The sequence below is a fragment of the Lujinxingia vulgaris genome, assembly GCF_007997015.1.
Lineage (GTDB): Bacteria > Myxococcota_A > Bradymonadia > Bradymonadales > Bradymonadaceae > Lujinxingia > Lujinxingia vulgaris.
The window spans coordinates 17,182-34,023 of sequence record NZ_VOSM01000007.1 but is presented as its reverse complement, the minus strand read 5'-3'; the positions used below and the strand labels follow the sequence as shown (position 1 = coordinate 34,023).

Sequence of the window (16,842 nt, the reverse complement as noted above, 5' to 3'; positions counted from 1 at the left end):
ACGCGAATAAACGTTTTTTTCGGGTGTTTCTTGCACCCGCTTACCCCGGCCCACCTCCACGCACGAGGTGGGTCTTTCACTCAGCGGCCATTTGAAGCCGCCTCGCTGCGAGAAGAAACGGAGAACCTTTACGATGTCCCAGAACTTCATTTTCACCTCGGAGTCGGTCTCCGAGGGACACCCCGACAAAATCGCCGATCAGATCTCCGACAGTGTTCTCGACGCCATCCTGGCGCAGGACCCCAAGAGCCGCGTGGCCTGTGAGACGGTGGTCAACACCGGCCTTGTGCTGCTCGTCGGTGAGATCTCCACCCGGGCGACGGTCGACTATACGAAGATCGCACGCAACACCATCGAGCGCATCGGCTACAAAGAGGCCCGCTACGGCTTCGACCATAAGAGCTGCTCGGTGATGGTGGCGCTCGATGAGCAGAGCCCGGATATCGCCCAGGGCGTCGACGCCGAGCACGGCGTGGTCAGTGAGCAGGGCGCCGGCGACCAGGGCATCATGTTCGGGTATGCCTGCGATGAGACCGACCAGCTCATGCCCATGCCGATCATGTACTCCCACCAGCTCGTCGAGCACCTGGCGCACGTGCGCAAGTTCGGCGGCATGGACTGCTTCGGCCCGGACTCCAAGAGCCAGGTCTCGGTGCGCTACGAAGAGGGCCGCCCGGTCGCGATTGACGCGGTCGTGGTCTCGACCCAGCACACCGAAGACATGACCATCGAGCAGGTCCGCGAAGCGGTGATGGAGACGGTCATCAAGAAGGTGCTCCCGGCGCAACTTCTCAGCCCGGAGACGAAGTTCCACATCAACCCCACCGGCAAGTTCGTGATCGGTGGCCCGGTGGGCGACGCCGGCCTGACCGGCCGCAAGATCATCGTCGACACCTACGGGGGCATGGGCCGCCACGGTGGCGGCGCGTTCAGCGGCAAGGACCCCAGCAAGGTGGACCGCTCCGCGGCCTACATGGCGCGCTACGTGGCCAAGAACCTCGTGGCCGCAGGCTTTGCCGAGCGCCTGGAAGTACAGCTCTCCTACGCCATCGGCGTGGCCGAGCCGGTGAGCATCATGGTCAACACCTTCGGCACCGGCAAAGTGGACGAAGAGAAGATCGAGGCGCTCATCCCGCAGTTCTTCGACCTGAAGCCGGCCGGCATCATTGAGAGCCTGGACCTGCTCAAGCCGGTCTACAGCGAGACGGCCGCCTACGGGCACTTCGGCCGCCCCCAGTTCACCTGGGAGCGCACCGACAAGGCCGAGGCGCTGCGTAACGCGCTTTGATCGTTTGATTTAAGCGAAGGGTGTGGCTGGCCGCTCAGGCCAGCCACACCTGGCGCCCTTCCACCTGGACGCGGCGCATGGGAAGCCCGAAGGCCTCGCTCACATCTTCTTCATTGAGCACCTCATCGGGCGGACCCCACCCCAGCGCGCGCCCCGACGCCAGCAGCAAGACCCGGTCGAAGGTGCGGTGCACGAGGTTTAAGTCGTGCAGCACCGCCACCGCCGCGCCCCCCTGATCCACATGTTGACGCATGACCTCCAGCAGCCTGAGCTGATGACGAAGGTCGAGGTTTGCCGTGGGCTCATCGAGAAGCCAGAGAGGCGCATCGGCAACGAGCGCGCGGGCCATCACCACCCGCTGGCGCTCCCCACCGCTGAGCGAAGAGACGGGGCGATTGGCCAGCGCGTCGACCTCAAGGCGCGCGAGCGCGTCAAGCGCGCGCTGCCGATCCGCCGACGAGGGCAGGCTGAAGCGGGGGCGGCTGGCGTGAAGTCCCATCAATACGAACTCCAGCGCGCTGAACTCAAAGACTGGCGAGGAGCTCTGGGGGACGACCGCCACCCCCCGGGCGATCTCGCGACGCGTATACTCCGAGAGCTCCCGGTCACCCAGCCACACCTGCCCCTCATCGGCGGCGCGCACCCCGGCGATGGCGCGCATCAGCGTCGTCTTCCCCACCCCGTTGGGCCCCACGACCGCCCAGGCAACACCCGCCTCAACGCTGAAACTCAAGCCCTCAAAGAGCGTGCGATCGCCGACACGTGCGCCCACACCGTCGAGGCGCAGCAGCGGCGGAAGTCCGCGTCCTTGCTCGCTCATGCCCACCCCGCATCGCGACGCAACGCTCGCCATAAGAAGTACAGAAACATCGGCGCGCCGATCATCGAGGTCAAAACGCCTACTGGCAACGTCGTGCCGAGCACGCCGAAAAGGCTACGCGCGCTGACATCGGCCAGCGTCAAAAACGCCGCCCCGGCCAGCGCCGAGGTCGGCAGCAGCACCCGATGATCCGGGCCCACCACAAGGCGCATCGCGTGCGGCACGACCAGCCCCACAAAGCCGATGATGCCCGAGAAGGCCACACCCACGGCCACCGCCAGGCTGGCCAGCAGCAGGCAGATGCGCTGCACTTTTGCCACCTCCACGCCCAGGTAGGCGGCCTCCTCTTCGCCGAGCGACATCGCGTTGAGGTCGCGGGCGTAGGCAAAGAGCGCAGCCAGGCACAGACCAATCACCACGCTTACGCCCAGCATCACCGGCCAGGCGGTGCCCTCCACGCTGAGCGAGCCCATCAGATAAAACAGAATCTCCTGGGCTTTCTGTGCGGAGACGACGCTCTGCAAAAACATGATCAGCGAGGCAGCGAAGGCGTTGACGATCACCCCGGTTAAGAGGAGCACATAGGTCGCGCCGCGCCCGGAGGGCGCCTGGCGCGCCACGGCAAAAAGCGCCGCGAGCGCAGCGAGCGCGCCGCCGAAGGCGGCGAGCGGGGTGCCGATGGCGAGCACGCCGACGCTGAAGCTGCCGAGCGTTAAGAGCAGCGTGCCGCCCAGCGCCGCGCCTCCCGACACACCCAGGATGTAGGGATCGGCCAGGGGGTTTCGGAGAACGGCCTGAAAGACCGCACCGCCGGCGGCCAGCGCCGCACCCACCACGCCTGCGAAGACCACCCGGGGCAGGCGCGCGCTCCATAAGATCGCCTGCTCCGTGGAGCTGAGCTCGCCGCTCCACCAGCGCGCTACCAGATCATATCCACCCAGCGCGGAGCTCCCCGAGCTCAACCCCAGCGCCGCACTGAGCGCCCAGAGCACAAGCGTGATCGCCGCGCACAGCGCGATCTTCGTCGGGGTCAGCGCCGCGCGCATCATCGGGCCTCCTGCCCCGAATCCGCACCACGCGCGGCCTCCCCCAGAAGCTCCAACGCCTGCGGCACGCGCGGCCCCGGGCGCATCATCACCGCATCGGGAAGATGCACCACTCGCCCCTCTCGCACCGCCGGGAGGCTGTCGAAGTTTTTCCAGAAGCCCAGCACCTCCTCGCTGCTCACGTTGAGCGAGACATCGACAATGAGCTGCGGCCCAGCCTCAATCACCGCCTCCATATCGAGCACGGGGTAGGCCGTGGTGGCGTCGCCGGCGGCGTTCTCAAGGCCCGCCAACCCGAGCAACTCATCGCCAAAGGAGCCCGGCCCGGCCACGACCACCGGCTCGCGATCATAGGCCAGCAGCGCGCGTTGAGGTGCGGCGCCCTGTGTCGTGCGCAGCCGCTCGGAGACCTCATCGATCCCGCGCTCGGTCTGCGCGCGAAGTTCGCGCCCGGCCTCATCCTCGCCGATCCAGGCGCCCAGAAGTTCGATGGTGTGCAGCGCCGATTTCAGATCATCACCGCGCGCAAAAGCATAGGCCACCCCGGCTTCCTGGAGCTGATCGGCGACCTGATGATCGGCGCCGGCCTGCACGCCCACCACAAGATCGGGGCGCGCGGCCAGGATGGCCTCGAGATCCGGATCGAGCATCCCGCCGATCTTCGGCACCTCGCTCACCTCCTCGGGGAAGTCGCAATAACGGGTCACACCCACCACACGCTCGCCAGCGCCCAGAGCATAAAGCACCTCGGTGGTGGAGGGGGCCAGCGACACAATGCGCGCCGGCCGCTCGGGCAGGTTGGCGCTGAGCGTGGCGTCTTCGCGCACCACACGCTCTCCCGGCCCTTCATCGCTCGGCGAGGGCGTCGCCGGCTCAGCCCCGCGATCGCAGCCAGCGCCCAGCGCCGCAAAAAGCGCCAGCGCCACGATCGCGCGACCTCCCCAACTCAAACTCACCGGATGGTCATATTGCAAAGGCTTCACCTGGTGTTACACTACCGAGACCCGACGGCCTCCCACAGACAGCTCAAGGATCGGCAGCCATGGCGGGACGTGACCTGCTCAGTCAGTCAGAAATCGACGCGATGCTCAACAACCTGGAGCGTCAGATCGATCGTTTGCGCGTGCTCTACGAACGTTATTTTAACGGCGTGGACCGTCGCCCTCCCAGCCATCAGCGCCAGGAGGTGGTGCGCTTGAGCTTTGAGCTCGAGCACACCTTCATCAATAACACAGCCCAGAAGTTCCGTCTGCGAGCCTTAGTCCAGCGCTTCCAGACCTTCAAGACCTATTGGGATCGCACGCTTCGCCAGATCGAAGAAGGCACCTACAAGCGCGATCGCAACAAGGCTGAACGCCGCCAGGAGCGCCGCCAGGCCCGGGAGGCCCGCGACGACGACGGGGCCTACAACATCGATCTGGACAACGACTTCATCGAAGGGCTCGATGAGGTCGATCTCGACGCGATCCTTGGCGACGCCATCTCGGCGGTAGAGGCCTCTGAGCCCACTCCGGCAGCTCCCGCAGCGGCGGCTTCCGCATCCAGCAGCGCCGAGCGCGATGAGGCTGAGCGCGAGCGCATCCGCCGCGAAAAGCTCGCCGAAATCCAGCGCCAACTCGGGCTTGTGGGCGATGAGCCCGCAGCAGCAGCTCCGGCACCAACCCCATCCGCGCCCTCAGCGCCAGCGACGCCGGCAGCCGCCCCGTCCCCCGCAGCCGAGCGGCCCCCGAGCGATCCGCGCAGCCAGAAACTCGCCGCGATGCGCCGCAAACTCGCGCAGCGCGGCGGTGACGACGAAGCGTCCAGTACTGCCGCCGCCTCGTCCGACGCCGAGAGCGGTGTGCGCGGCGCGAGCTACGACAAGCTCGCCAAGATGAAAGCGATGCGCGAAAAACTCGCCAGCCGCTCCATTCAGCGCGCCTCTTCGGGGCCGATCCGTCGCCAGAGCTCCTCGACGCCCGCCACCCCCGGGGGCACCCGCACCACCGGCAGCCACCGCGTGGTACGCCGCCCGGCGAGCTCCGACGATGATAACGCGCGCCAGGTCTACGAGCGCCTCATTGAGGCCAAGCGCCGCTGCAACGAGCCCACCGATAAGTTGAGCTACGACGCGGTCAAACGCTCCATGGACCGCCAGCGCGAAGAGCTCCAGCGCAGCCGCGGCGCGCGCAACGTCGACTTCCAGGTCGTCATCAAGGGCGGCAAAGCCTACCTCAAGCCCGACACCAAAGAGTAAGGCTCAGCGCCTCTCAGGGGCGCGCCTCCATCGACGACTCGCGCTGGCGTGCCTGACGGAAGAGGCGCGTCTCCAGCTCCTCAACGAGCGCCTCGGTGCTGGCGCGATCCAGCGCCGAGACGGCGATGGCGTTGTACGCCCGCGCCACCGAGGCAGCCTCGCCAGGCTCCAGAAGATCGCTCTTATTAAAGACGAGCAGCTGCTCCTTATCGCCCAGACCGATCTCGGTGAGGATGCGGTTGACCGCCTCCATCTTATCGTCGAAACGCTCGTCGGAGACGTCGACCAGGTGCACCAGAATATCGGCCTCGTCGAGCTCTTCGAGCGTGGCCTTAAAGGCGGCGACCAGGTCGGCGGGAAGATCGTGAATAAAACCGACGGTGTCGGTGAAGATGATCTCGCGCTCGTCGGGAAAACGCAGCTTACGCGTAGTGGGCTGCAGAGTGGCGAAGAGCTTATCTTCGCTGAGCACCTCGGAGTTCGTCAGGGCGTTGAGCAGCGTCGACTTTCCGGCGTTGGTGTAGCCAACAATGCTCACCGTGGGCAGCTGGTTCCGGGTGCGGCGAGCACGGCGAACCTCGCGTTGTTTGCTGAGATTCTCGATGTCTTTTTCGAGCGAGCGGATGCGATCGCGGGCGCGACGTCGGTTGATCTCCAGCTTCGTCTCACCGGGACCACGGCCGCCGATGCCACCGGTGAGGCGGCTCATGCCGGTGTTGCGGCTATGCAGCCGGGGCAGGTTATATTTGAGCTGGGCCAGCTCCACCTGCACCTTACCGTCGCTGGAGGTGGCGCGCTGCGCGAAGATGTCGAGGATGAGCTGGGTGCGGTCGATGACCTTGATGTCGGTCTCATCGGTAATGCCGCGCAGCTGGGTGGGGCTCAAATCCTGGGCGAAGATGATGAGGTCGACGTCGAGCTGCAGCGCCCGAAGCGTGAGCTCCTCGATCTTACCTTTGCCCAGGGCGTATTTGGGGTGCATGCCGCTGCGACGCTGCACGAGCGTATCGACCACATCGACGCCGGCGGTGCGGCAGAGCTCGAGCATCTCGGCGACCTCCACCTCCTCGGGCCGTCCCTCGGGTGTGGCCACATAGGCCAGCAGCGCGGGCTGCCCCCCGGTCGTGATGACGTCGGCCGCCTTACGCTGGAACTCGCCCTCGAGCTCCATGATGAAGTGCGTGAAGCTCACGCCAACTTCGGCCGGGTTGGGGGCCTTGTAGGTCTCCCAGATGCGCTGCTCGGGGTTCTCCGGCACAAGGTGCGCCCAGGCCACCTGGCCCGGGTAGCCGCCCGGTCCCACCCCGATGCTCATCACAAGGTCGAGCTGCAGTTTGGAGAGGTCGGTGAGATCGTCGCGTGAGAGCTCAACATCTCGCCCCTTGCCGCCCAGGTGAGTGCGGATCAGGCGCACGCCGCGAAAGCGGCTCTGACCGGCGCGCTGACGCCCCAGATCCGGCAGGTAGACGCGCTGATTGTCGCCGAGCATCACATGCTCAACCTTGCCGGAGCGGTCCACCAGCACGGCGACCACCCGGTTGAGCTCCTCGGAGATGAAGGTCATCTGCGTGGCGAACTCCTGGCTTATCGCATCCAGGGTGCCAATTTTTCGTCGGTACAACTTCTCCAGCGCGCGCTTCTGGCTGGATTTCAGGCCGGTGGTCTCGCCATAGATCTCGCGTGCGATAGGTCACTCTCCTTTTAAAAAGTCTGCGCGTGGGCGGCGCTCTTTACGGCGTTGATAAACGATGTGATGAGACGGCGCCCTCAAAGAAAAAACGGCCGCCGCCCGAGCTCCATTCCGAAGCAGGCGGCGGCCGAGAAGATTGCCGGCGGTTCAACACGCCATGCTCAGGGCGGACACCCCAGACGCTCCATCTGCGCCTCGACCGCCCCGGGGTTGGAGGGGCCGGTGCGCATGTACTGGCGGTAGTGACGGCAGGCCGCGTCGATGTCGTTGAGCTGGCCGTAGGCCACGCCCAGGATGCGGTGGCAGTCGGCGTTGCCGCCGCGCACGCCCTGGGTGCAGTCGGTGATGGCGCCCCGGGGATCGCCGCTGGCGACCTTACGCGCAGCGTTGGTGAAGAGGGTGCGCGCCTCCTCGGGGCTGAGCGTGGGTTCGGCGGCTTTTTTGCGGCTGGGAGCGCGCGAGCCTCCGCTCGACGAGCCGGCACCGCGGGCTGCAGCAGCTTCGGCGCGGGCGGCGACCGCGGCGCGCGCGGCCTCCTCCTGCTCCTCGATACGCGTGAGCAGATCTTTGGCCGGCTGATGGGTCGAGCGCACCAGCAGCACGCTCTCCGCCAGGTCACGCGCGGCGTCATTCTTGCCGTTGTTCAGCTCGCTGCGCGCCTCGGAGACCACCGCGTTCAGAATGCCGGCCAGCGTGCCGTCTTCTTCCATCTTCTTGTAGAAGAGCGAGTGCGAGGGGATGGCCGAGGCATGCTCCAGGGCCTCCAGCGCCTCACCGGCCTCCAGGCTGTCGCGGGCATCTTCGTAAAGACGCTGGAAGGGAAGCTCGTTGCGCGCGCTGCTGAGCATCTCGTTGATGCGGCGCTGCTGATCGGCGTTGGGATCCATCAGCTCGCCAATCGACTCCAGCTTGCCGATGGCGCGCTGAAGTTGGCCGGCGTCCACATCTTCCTTCGCGCTGTCGATGGCCGCGTCGATGCGATCATCGCCCTCGGCGACCTCCAGATCGGCGATCTCCTGGGCGGCCGCGGCCTGCACCTGAGGATCGACCTCGGCGACCGCTTCACCGCCGGGGCTCTCCTTATCGCCGCCCAGCAAAAAGATCGCGCCGATGGCCAGCAGCGCCGCCACCAGAATGCCGCCCCCGAAGACCACAGCCTTGTTGGGGCCGCCGCTGCTCTGCGCCGCGGCAAAGTCGGGCGCGGCAGCCTCGGGCGCCGGCGGAGTAAACACGTAGTTCTCGCCAGGCTCCACAAAGCGGAACTTCACATGCCCCAGCTCCACCACGTCGCCGCGCTTGAGGTGGGTCGCACGGTAGCTCTCACCGCTGACCTTGACGCCGTTCTTGCTGTTGAGATCGACGATCTTGTAGGTGGCGTTCTTCTCGCGCACGATCTTGGCGTGCTTCTGCGAGATCGAGCGGTGGTCGATGATGAAGTGGCAATCCTCGCCACGACCGATCACCGTCTCATTCTGCGTCAGCGCGAACTCCTGGCCGGCGAAGTTGCTGGAGATCACCACCAGCTTGGCTGGCAGGGCCGGCATCATCGAGGTGACCTCACGCTCGGTCTGCTCCAGATCGGAGAGCCGCGTCACGGTGGTGACCTCGTTTGCCCCTGGCCCCTTGCCCGGAGCACGCGCCTTGGGCTTGGGCAGAGGCTTGGCCTTCTTCTCGCCCTGGAGCGTCAAGCGGTAGTCGCCGATGAGCACCACATCGCCCACCGCGAGCTCCTCGCGCCCCTTGATGTTTTTGCCGTTGCGCTTGACCCCGTAGCGTGCGGAGACATCTTCGACAAAGATCTTATCGTCCTGACGCAAGATCCGCGCGTGATTACGCGAAACATTGCGCTCGGTCAGGCGGATGGTGTTGCCTTCGGCCCGCCCCACGGTGATTTCATCCCGGATAAGCGAGACGACGGTTTTGCCGCCTTCGTCATCCTCGATCAGGAGCTTGTGCATTCACGCTTCCTCGAAGCAGGTCGTCGCTCGACAGTTGGGCAGGAAGGATACCGCGACGCCATCGCGACGCAACCCCAATTGAGCGGCCGCACACCACGAGGTGGCGGCGGTAGTATCAGGCGACGTTGAGACTCCACTTGAACATTCCAGTCTCATGGTTAGCACAGCCCCCCCACATGTTCAATTTAGCGCGCGCGTCCAACGCGTGCTTATCGGCGCTGCGCGCGACGCTCGCGCCAGCCTTCGACCTGGTTGTAGATCACCGGGATCACCACAAGCGAGATCGCCGCTGAGACAAACAGGCCGCCGATGACCGCGCGCGCCAGCGGCGCCTGGGTATCACCGCCCTCGCCAAGGCCCAGCGCCACCGGGATGAGAGCCAGCACCGTGGTGGCAGTGGTCATCAGGATCGGACGCAGACGACGACGCGCGCTCAACGCCACCGCCTCAGCAACCGCCATGCCCCGCTCGCGCCGCATCAGGTTGACGTAGTCCACAAGCACAATGGCGTTGTTGACCACGATCCCCGTCAGCACGATGCACCCCATAAAGGACTGCAGGTTAAAGGTCGTGCCGGTGGCCAGCAGCATCAGCACCACCCCGATGCCCGCCAGCGGGATCGAGAACATGATGTAGAGGGGCTGCAAGAAGCTCTCAAATTGCGCGGCCATCACCATGTAGACGAGCACCACAGCCAGCAAGATCCCCACCATCAGACCGGCGAAGGTGTCTTCCTGCTCTTCGGTCTCGCCCTGGACCAGCACGCTGAACTCATCGGGGACCTCCATCGCGTTGATGCGTTCGCGCAGGTCGGCGGTAATGGTGCCCAGATCGCGCTCGCCACTTAAGAAGGCGCGCACATCGACCACGCGCCCCTGGTTTTCACGCTCAATGGTGAGCGGGCCCTCAACCTCCTCCACGCTGACGATGTCGCCGAGCAGCGCGGTGCCCACGCCCGGGATCACCACCGGCGCATCGAGCAGCGCCTCCACGCCCAGGCGCTCCTCGCGCGGCAGGCGCACGATCACGTCGAACTCATCGCCGTCGGTACGCAACACCGAGGCACGCGTGCCCTGGATGTAGGTCTGCACCTGACGCGCCACATCGGAGGGCCGCACGCCCATCGCGCCGAGCTTTTCGCGATCGGGCACCAGCCGAACTTCCTTGCCTCCGGGCTTACGGCTGACGTTGGCGCCGGTAATGCCGTCGACGGACGTCATGATCTCGGCGACTTCGGCAGCGAGCTTATCAGCCGTCTCAAGATCGTAGCCGCGCACCTGAACTTCCAGGCGCTCCCCGCCCCCCTGCAGCACGCGCAGGATCCACAGACCACCGCCGGCGCGCACCCGCACATCGCCGCCCGGGATCATGTCTTTAAGTTTGCGACTCAGATCGGCCGCGATCTCGTTGCTGGAGCGCTCGCGCTGATCGGGCTTGACCAGCTGAAGCTCGATCTGACCGGTCTCACCACCGGCGGTTGAGTAGAAGCCGGGCGTACCCACGATCGTCTGCATCAACACAAGCTCGGGGACCTCTTGCGGGATCACCGCCTCAAGTTTCTGAATCGCCCGCTCGGTGACCTCAATGCGCGTGCCCACCGGCAAATCGAGCGAGACGCGCACCTCGCTCATATCGTCTTCGGGCAGAAGCTCGGTGCCCACGAAGGGAGAGAGCATCATCACGCCTGCAAACATCGCGATCACCGTAGCCAGCGTGATCTTCGGGTGCCCAAGGCACCAGTCGGCGAGGTTGCCGTAGGTCTGCTCCAGGGCATCCAGAAAGCGCCCGATCGTGCCCTTCTCGCCACCCTCCATCGACTCGCCGCGCTTCAAAAAACGCGAGGCGAGCATGGGGATCAGCGTCATGGCCACAGCCAGCGAGCAGATCAGGGCGAAGCTGACCACGAAGGCCATCTGCCCGAAGAAGATCGAGGCAAAGCCGGTCAAAAAGACCACCGGCACAAAGACCACAAGCGTGGTGATGGTCGAGGCCACAATCGCCGTGGCCACCTCACGCGATCCTTCGACCGCCGCGAACTCCGGCGCGTCACCCTCCTCAAGTCGGCGGAAGATGTTCTCCAGAATCACAATCGCGTTATCGACCAGAAGCCCCACCCCCAGCGCCACGCCCCCGAAGCTGATGAGGTTGAGGGTAATGTCGAAGTAGTACATCAGCGTGAAGATCCCGATGATCGAGATCGGGATGCCCACCGCAATGATCAGCGTGGAGCGAATACTGCGTAAGAAGAAGAGGAGCACAAGCACCGCCAGCGCCGCGCCGATGAGCACGGAGTCCTGCACGTTGGAGATGGAGTCCTCAATGTACTCGGAGGTGTCAGTGGCTACTGTGAAGACAGCGCGGCCCTCGTAGTCGCGGTTGATGCGTTTGATCTCGGCGCGCACCCGCTCGGCGACCTCCACGGTGTTGGTGCCCGACTGGTTGGTGACCGAGAGGCGCAACGAAGGCGATCTGTTCACGCGCACAATGTTGGAGGGATCCTCAAAGGTGTCGAGCACCTGCGCCACATCGCGCAGGTAGATCGGCACGCTGGCGCCGTCGCCATCGGAGCGGCTACCCACAATGAGCGTCTGCAAGTCTTCAGGCTCGCCAGCCTCACCGAGCACGCGCACCAGCAGCGACTGATCAAATCGCTCAATATTACCTGCCGGGAGGTTGCGGTTTTCGGCGCGCAACGCGTCGACCACCGAGGTCGGTGAGAGTCCGAAGGCGCGCAGCCGTTCGGTGTTGAGCACGACCTGAATCTGTCGTTTGAGCCCGCCGCGCACATCAACCGAAGCCACCCCCTCGACCCGCTCCAGGCGCGGAGCGAGCTGCAGTTCGGCGAGCTGGCGCAGCTGCGGCTCCGTCATCTCCCCGCTGAGCGCGAGCTGCATGATGGGGAAACTCCCCAGGTTAAACTTAAAGATCACCGGATCGTCGGCGTCTTCGGGAAGTCCGGCTTTGACGCGCTCAATGGTCGCGCGCACATCGTTGAGCGCGGTGTCCAGGTTAGTGCCCCAGACAAAGCGCAGGGCCACGCGGCTGCGCCCCTCCGCTGAGAAGCTCTCGATGCTGTCGATGCCCTCCACCGTGCCGATCGCCTCTTCGATGGGGCGCGTGATCAGCGTCTCGATCTCTTCAGGTCCGGCCCCCTCGTAGGTGGTCATGACCGAGATCGAGGGAAAGTCGATCTCGGGCAGAAGATCGACCTGCAGGCGCGTAAAGGAGACCGCACCCAGGATCATCAGCCCGAGAAAGACCATGGTCGTCATCACGGGACGACCGACTGCAAACTTTGGGAGGTTCATCTTCGTTTCCTGGCGTTCAACGGCATGAGCCCGGGCACCCGGCGGCGCGCCACAGGTGAGGTCTTAACCTTCGGCGCTGGCGTCTTCGCCGGCGTTGGAGTTGATGTCGCGCACTTTGCTGCCGTCCTGAAGCTTCTCATGGCCGCGCAGCACCACGCTGACGTTGTCATCAAGCCCTTCGACCACCTGAGTGCGCTGCTCGCCAACGAGCCCGAGCACGATCTCCTGACGCTGCGCAGCGCCGTCGACGACCTTCCAGACATACGGCGTGCCGTCGCGCTGACGCAGGATCGCCTGGCTGCTCACGGTAATGGCGTCATCGACACTACCGAGCTGCATGCTGACGCGGGCGTACATGCCGGGGCGGATGCGCACGCTCTCATCGTCGAGGACCACATCCACACGCAGGCTGCGCGTGGCCGGGTCGAGTGCCGGGGCGATGCGGTGGATCTTGCCCTGCAAAGGCGCGCTGCCCAGGGCGCCGACGCGCAGAGTCACCGGCGTCTCGGTTTGCACCCGCGGCGCGTCGCGCTCGGGGATACGCACGCTGACGTAGATGTCGCTGTCATCCACAATGCGGAAGATCGTCTGGCCGGGGCTCACATAGGTGCCGCGGTCGACATAACGCTCACCAACGAGCCCGTCGAAGGGCGCGCGGATTTTGGTGTTGCGAAGATCCTCGCGCGCCGACGCCAGGCGCGCCTCATTCTGGGCGATGGTGGCCTCGGCGACCGCCACACGCTGCTCCGCAGCGCTGACCTGGCTGCGCAGCTCTTCGATCTCGCGCTCGGTGATCATCTGGCGCTCCAGCAGGGGCTCTTTACGCGCCAGGTCGCTGCGCAGGTTTCCGAGCTGCACGCGCGCCTCTTCGAGGCTTGCGCGCGACATCAGCACCGAGGCGTTGAGCTCCCGTACGCGTTGCTGGGTAGGCGTGGCGTCAACCTCGGCCAGCACCTGCCCCTGCTCAACCTTGTCGCCGATGTTGGCCTCAATCGCGATGACCCGCCCGGCGATGTCGGAGGAGAGCTCCGCCATGCCGTCGGACTGAAACTCCCCGGCATAGTCGCCCTGCACCGCAAAGGGGCCGCGCTCGACCTCGACCGTCTCGACCGAGGCGCGCACTTCACCGCCGCCGGCCATCTTCGGCCCCTTCGGTCCGGCCGACGAATCGGAGGGTTTGCACCCGCCGGCGACCATCATCACCGCGAGCAACGCCGCGACATATCCTGTGACTCTCAAACCCATCTCTTCGCCTTTCCTGATCGACCGCCCCTCGCCATGACGAGGTTGCGCTCGGGTGCCATCGGGAGGTGATTGTTGAAGTGAAGCGCGCCGCGCCTCATTCCGGAAGTTCTTCAAGGTAGCGATAACGGACCTCGGCCAGGCGCGCCTGCAAACGCGCCTGATTCAGCCGCAACTCCGCGCTCAATAATTGCTGGGAGGCGTCGCTGACCTCCAGGCTGGTGGCCAGCCCGGACTCAAAGCGCGCCGAGGTAAATTCGTAGGTTTCGCGGGCGACCTCCACCTGCTCGCTGGCCACATCGATGGCGGCGCGGGCGGTGTCCAGGTCGCGGCTGGCGCGACGAAGTTCGGTGTTGGCCTGGCGAAGATCGCGCTGCAGCGCGAGTTCTTGCTCGGCGATCTGGGCGCTGGCGCGATCGAGGCGCGCGTAGCGCGCGCCGCCATCGTAAAGCAACCAGCTCGCGCCGATGCCCACCGTCCAATTGAACCCGCTGGGGTTAAAGAGTGTGGGCTGGCCCAGCTGGGCGCCGGCGTTCAGCTGCAGCGAAGGCACAAGCCCCCACCAGGTGGCGCGCCGGGCGAGCTCGGCGGCCTCAATGGTGTAGCGGCGAGAGACGAAGTCCTGACGCTCCCGGCTCACCTCCGAGTTGGTTGCACCTTGCGCCGAAGACTCGCCGCCCTCAATCACGTCCGGATCAAAGTTGACGCGCAGCTCCCCGTCGGGCTCGCGGCCCAACAGATACGCCAGCGCGTCGGCGGCGTTGCCCAGGTTTTGCTCCGCCTCAAGCAGTGTTTGCTCCGCCTCGAGCACTTGCTGGCGCGCGCGGCTGACGTCAACCGCCACCGCAAGCCCCGCGTCGACCAGCGCCTCGGAGCGCTCCAGGTAGGCCCGCCGAAGGTCGACAGCCGAGCTGGCGATGTCCACATCGCGCTGCGCTGCAGCCAGCGTATAAAAACTCTCTTCGGCTTCCAGGCGCAGTAGGGTGCGCTGCCAGGCGCTTTGCGCGCGCGTGGCGTCGAGCTGACGGTCGGCCTGCCGATAGGTGAAGTACTGCGGCGCGTTAAAAAGGCTCATCGACGCGTTGGCGTTGACGCCCCACTCCACCGCTTCTCGCACCGTTCTGCCCTGCACTTCGATCGCGCCGCCGCCCTGATAGGTGACGTTGGCCGAAGAACTCAGCTGCGGCAGAAGCGAACCTAGCGCCTCCCGTCGACTCGCCCTGCTCTGCTCGATCTGCAGCTCGGTGATGGTCCAGCTCTCGTTCTGCGCTTCCAGCTCGCTGAGCACCGCCTCAAGGCTCAATCCCTGCGCGCTGACCGAGGCGTCCACGCCGCCCTCTTCGCCGCTCTTCGACTCCTGCGCTATTGCCTGCGAGGGCGCCCACGCGCTCATCAACAGGGCCACGCCCAGCGCGCCACAACCACGCGCTTTTGCGCGCCACATCCTACTTCGTACCACCATAAGTCCTGGATCTCTGGAAAAGCCTCATCAGAAAAGGGCGCTGCCTCAACCTCAGGGAGTGAAAATCTATTCACAACGACTCAATCGCCGGCCATCACCGTCTTGTAAGCGCCCGCGCGCTCGGGCTAGTCTGCCCGCGAACTTAAAAGGCAGCGGCGGCAAACATGCGATCGAAGGTTTCTATGTTCAAGCGAACTTCCCAAAAGAACTCGGCCCCTCTGCTCGCAGGCCTCATCGCCGCGACCACACTCGCCGCGCTCGCGCCCCGAAATGCGGATGCCGCAGGCTTCTTTTTGCCCACGCGCGGGGTCGCCTCCACAGGCCGAGCAGCCGCGTCGGTGGCGCCGCACGCAGCCGATCTGGATTCGCTCTGGTACAACCCGGCCGGCATCACACTTCTGGAAGATCGCGCGCTGCTTTTAGATCTGGCCGTCCTCGACACTCAGGTTACGTTTAGCCGCGCCCCCCGCCAGATGCCCGACGGCTCCACGCGCACCTATGAGCCGGTGCAGAACCAGGCGCCGCCGCAGACCATCCCGCAGATTCTTGTGGGCGGCCCTACCAAAAACCCGCGCCTTTTCTGGGCGGCAGGCGCCTACACCCCCTACGCCTCCGGCAACCGCTACCCCATCGACGGCGCGCAGCGCTACGTGCTCATCGACAACACGGGCTCGGGGCTGGGTTATGTGCACGCGGCCGTGGGCTATAAGATCAGCGACACCCTCTCGGTGGGGGTGGGCCTGCAGAACTTCATGGGGGTCTTCCGCGTCGTCTCCACCGGGTCGGGATATGCGGGGATGTTCGGCGATCCGGAAGACGAAGATCTCGACATCCTGGCCGAGACCACCGTCTCGAGCTTCTTCTCGCCAACGGCCAACCTCGGGGCCACCTGGAAGCCGCACGCAAGCTGGACGGTGGGCGCCTCATTGCAACTTCCCGCGCGCCTTCGCGATGGCAACGCCACCATCGACACGCGCATGCCCACCCACCCGGCCTACGACAACGCCACGACCACCGGCAATGAGGCCGAGATCGCCGTGCCTTTTCCCCTGCACGCGCGCTTAGGCATCCGCCACGCCACCTCCCGCACCAACGTGGAGTTGGCCGTGGTCTACCAGCGCTGGTCCACCCTCACCGAAGTCGAGGTCAGCCCCAATGAGGTCGAGATCGACGGCGTCCCGGGCGTCGGCGCCATGCCGGTTGCCCCCTTTGTGCTGCCCCAGCACTTTCGCGACAGCATCTCGGTGCACCTGGGCGGGGAGTGGATCTTAAACGATCGCCTCATCGCCCGCGGCGGCTACGCCTTTGAGCGAGGCGCGGTGCCCGATGCAACCTACAGCGTCTTTGCGCTCGACCCGGACAAACACATGCTCAGCCTGGGCGCCGGCTACGATCTTAACGCGCGCCTGCGCCTCGATCTGAGCGCCGCGGCCCTGATCATGCCCACCCGCGTCATCACCGACTCCGAGGTGCGCCAGATCAACCCGTCGGACGAAAACGACGAAATCACGCTCGTGGTCGGAAACGGCACCTACGAGCATTTCGGCTACATCGCCGGCCTCAGTGCCCGCTATTTTTTCTAATCATTTCAACCACTTAATCCAACAAACGCCACCAACAGAAACACCCGTATGAACCGACCCACGGTCACCCTGTGTACCGACCCACGGTCACCCTGCGAACCGACCCACGGTCACCCTGCGAAACGACCCACGGTCACCTTCCGGCGTCGGAAAACACGCGTGCGAAACGACCCACGGTCACCTTCTGGCGTCGGAAAACACGCGTGCGA

The 16,842-nt window shown here is 65.4% G+C and carries 11 protein-coding genes; 3 read left to right on the top strand and 8 right to left on the bottom strand.

The features are described from left to right. Window positions 1-133: 133 nt before the first annotated feature. On the top strand, window positions 134-1,288 hold the full coding sequence (gene metK / locus FRC98_RS14115; RefSeq protein WP_146982086.1) for a methionine adenosyltransferase: 1,155 nt from the start codon (window positions 134-136) through the stop codon (window positions 1,286-1,288). A gap of 34 nt (window positions 1,289-1,322) precedes the next feature. On the opposite strand, the gene FRC98_RS14110 is transcribed toward metK, so the two are convergent. Genes FRC98_RS14110 through FRC98_RS14100 form a run of 3 tightly spaced genes read right to left on the bottom strand, consistent with a single transcriptional unit; the run spans window position 1,323 to window position 4,128 of the window. Further along, window positions 1,323-2,108: an ABC transporter ATP-binding protein gene (locus FRC98_RS14110; RefSeq protein WP_230467624.1), complete on the bottom strand. Its 786-nt coding sequence runs from the start codon at window positions 2,106-2,108 to the stop codon at window positions 1,323-1,325. After that, on the bottom strand, window positions 2,105-3,157 hold the full coding sequence (locus FRC98_RS14105; protein WP_146982084.1) for a FecCD family ABC transporter permease: 1,053 nt from the start codon (window positions 3,155-3,157) through the stop codon (window positions 2,105-2,107). The genes FRC98_RS14110 and FRC98_RS14105 overlap by 4 nt, the downstream gene beginning before the upstream one ends. Then, window positions 3,154-4,128: an ABC transporter substrate-binding protein gene (locus FRC98_RS14100; RefSeq protein ID WP_230467623.1), complete on the bottom strand. Its 975-nt coding sequence runs from the start codon at window positions 4,126-4,128 to the stop codon at window positions 3,154-3,156. Before FRC98_RS14100 ends, FRC98_RS14105 begins: the two co-directional genes overlap by 4 nt. 68 nt (window positions 4,129-4,196) lie before the next feature. Between FRC98_RS14100 and FRC98_RS14095 the strand changes: the two genes are divergently transcribed. Further along, entirely contained in the window at window positions 4,197-5,390 is a 1,194-nt protein-coding gene (locus FRC98_RS14095; RefSeq protein WP_146982082.1) for an MXAN_5187 C-terminal domain-containing protein, read from the top strand. Window positions 5,391-5,403: 13 nt separating this feature from the next. Here the strand turns inward: FRC98_RS14095 and hflX are convergent, their stop codons facing one another. The 5 genes from hflX to FRC98_RS14070 form a co-directional block, all read right to left on the bottom strand. Further along, the gene (gene hflX / locus FRC98_RS14090; RefSeq protein ID WP_230467622.1) at window positions 5,404-7,011 is read right to left on the bottom strand and encodes a GTPase HflX; all 1,608 of its coding nucleotides are present in this window, start codon (window positions 7,009-7,011) and stop codon (window positions 5,404-5,406) included. A gap of 230 nt (window positions 7,012-7,241) precedes the next feature. Next, window positions 7,242-9,038 carry an FHA domain-containing protein gene (locus tag FRC98_RS14085; protein ID WP_146982080.1) on the bottom strand — a complete coding sequence of 599 codons (1,797 nt, stop codon included), beginning with the start codon at window positions 9,036-9,038 and terminating at the stop codon, window positions 7,242-7,244. Between the two features lie 209 nt (window positions 9,039-9,247). After that, on the bottom strand, window positions 9,248-12,346 hold the full coding sequence (locus FRC98_RS14080) for an efflux RND transporter permease subunit (protein ID WP_146982079.1): 3,099 nt from the start codon (window positions 12,344-12,346) through the stop codon (window positions 9,248-9,250). 63 nt (window positions 12,347-12,409) lie between these two features. Then, window positions 12,410-13,591 (bottom strand): efflux RND transporter periplasmic adaptor subunit, encoded by a 1,182-nt coding sequence (locus FRC98_RS14075; protein ID WP_146982078.1) that lies wholly within the window; start codon window positions 13,589-13,591, stop codon window positions 12,410-12,412. A 94-nt stretch (window positions 13,592-13,685) separates the two neighbouring features. Next, window positions 13,686-15,032, bottom strand: coding sequence for a TolC family protein (locus FRC98_RS14070; protein WP_230467621.1), 1,347 nt, complete (start codon window positions 15,030-15,032; stop codon window positions 13,686-13,688). A 200-nt stretch (window positions 15,033-15,232) separates the two neighbouring features. Between FRC98_RS14070 and FRC98_RS14065 the strand changes: the two genes are divergently transcribed. After that, window positions 15,233-16,633, top strand: a complete 1,401-nt coding sequence (locus FRC98_RS14065) for an OmpP1/FadL family transporter (protein ID WP_230467620.1) — start codon at window positions 15,233-15,235, stop codon at window positions 16,631-16,633. The last annotated feature ends 209 nt before the right edge of the window (window positions 16,634-16,842 follow it).

Excerpts from the sequence above, each read along its gene's own strand:
- metK (WP_146982086.1), top strand. The coding sequence starts at position 134 with ATGTCCCAGAACTTCATTTTCACCTCGGAGTCGGTCTCCGAGGGACAC.
- FRC98_RS14110 (WP_230467624.1), bottom strand. The coding sequence starts at position 2,108 with ATGAGCGAGCAAGGACGCGGACTTCCGCCGCTGCTGCGCCTCGACGGT.
- FRC98_RS14105 (WP_146982084.1), bottom strand. The coding sequence starts at position 3,157 with ATGATGCGCGCGGCGCTGACCCCGACGAAGATCGCGCTGTGCGCGGCG.
- FRC98_RS14095 (WP_146982082.1), top strand. The coding sequence starts at position 4,197 with ATGGCGGGACGTGACCTGCTCAGTCAGTCAGAAATCGACGCGATGCTC.
- FRC98_RS14085 (WP_146982080.1), bottom strand. The coding sequence starts at position 9,038 with ATGCACAAGCTCCTGATCGAGGATGACGAAGGCGGCAAAACCGTCGTC.
- FRC98_RS14080 (WP_146982079.1), bottom strand. The coding sequence starts at position 12,346 with ATGAACCTCCCAAAGTTTGCAGTCGGTCGTCCCGTGATGACGACCATG.
- FRC98_RS14075 (WP_146982078.1), bottom strand. The coding sequence starts at position 13,591 with ATGGGTTTGAGAGTCACAGGATATGTCGCGGCGTTGCTCGCGGTGATG.
- FRC98_RS14070 (WP_230467621.1), bottom strand. The coding sequence starts at position 15,032 with ATGTGGCGCGCAAAAGCGCGTGGTTGTGGCGCGCTGGGCGTGGCCCTG.
- FRC98_RS14065 (WP_230467620.1), top strand. The coding sequence starts at position 15,233 with ATGTTCAAGCGAACTTCCCAAAAGAACTCGGCCCCTCTGCTCGCAGGC.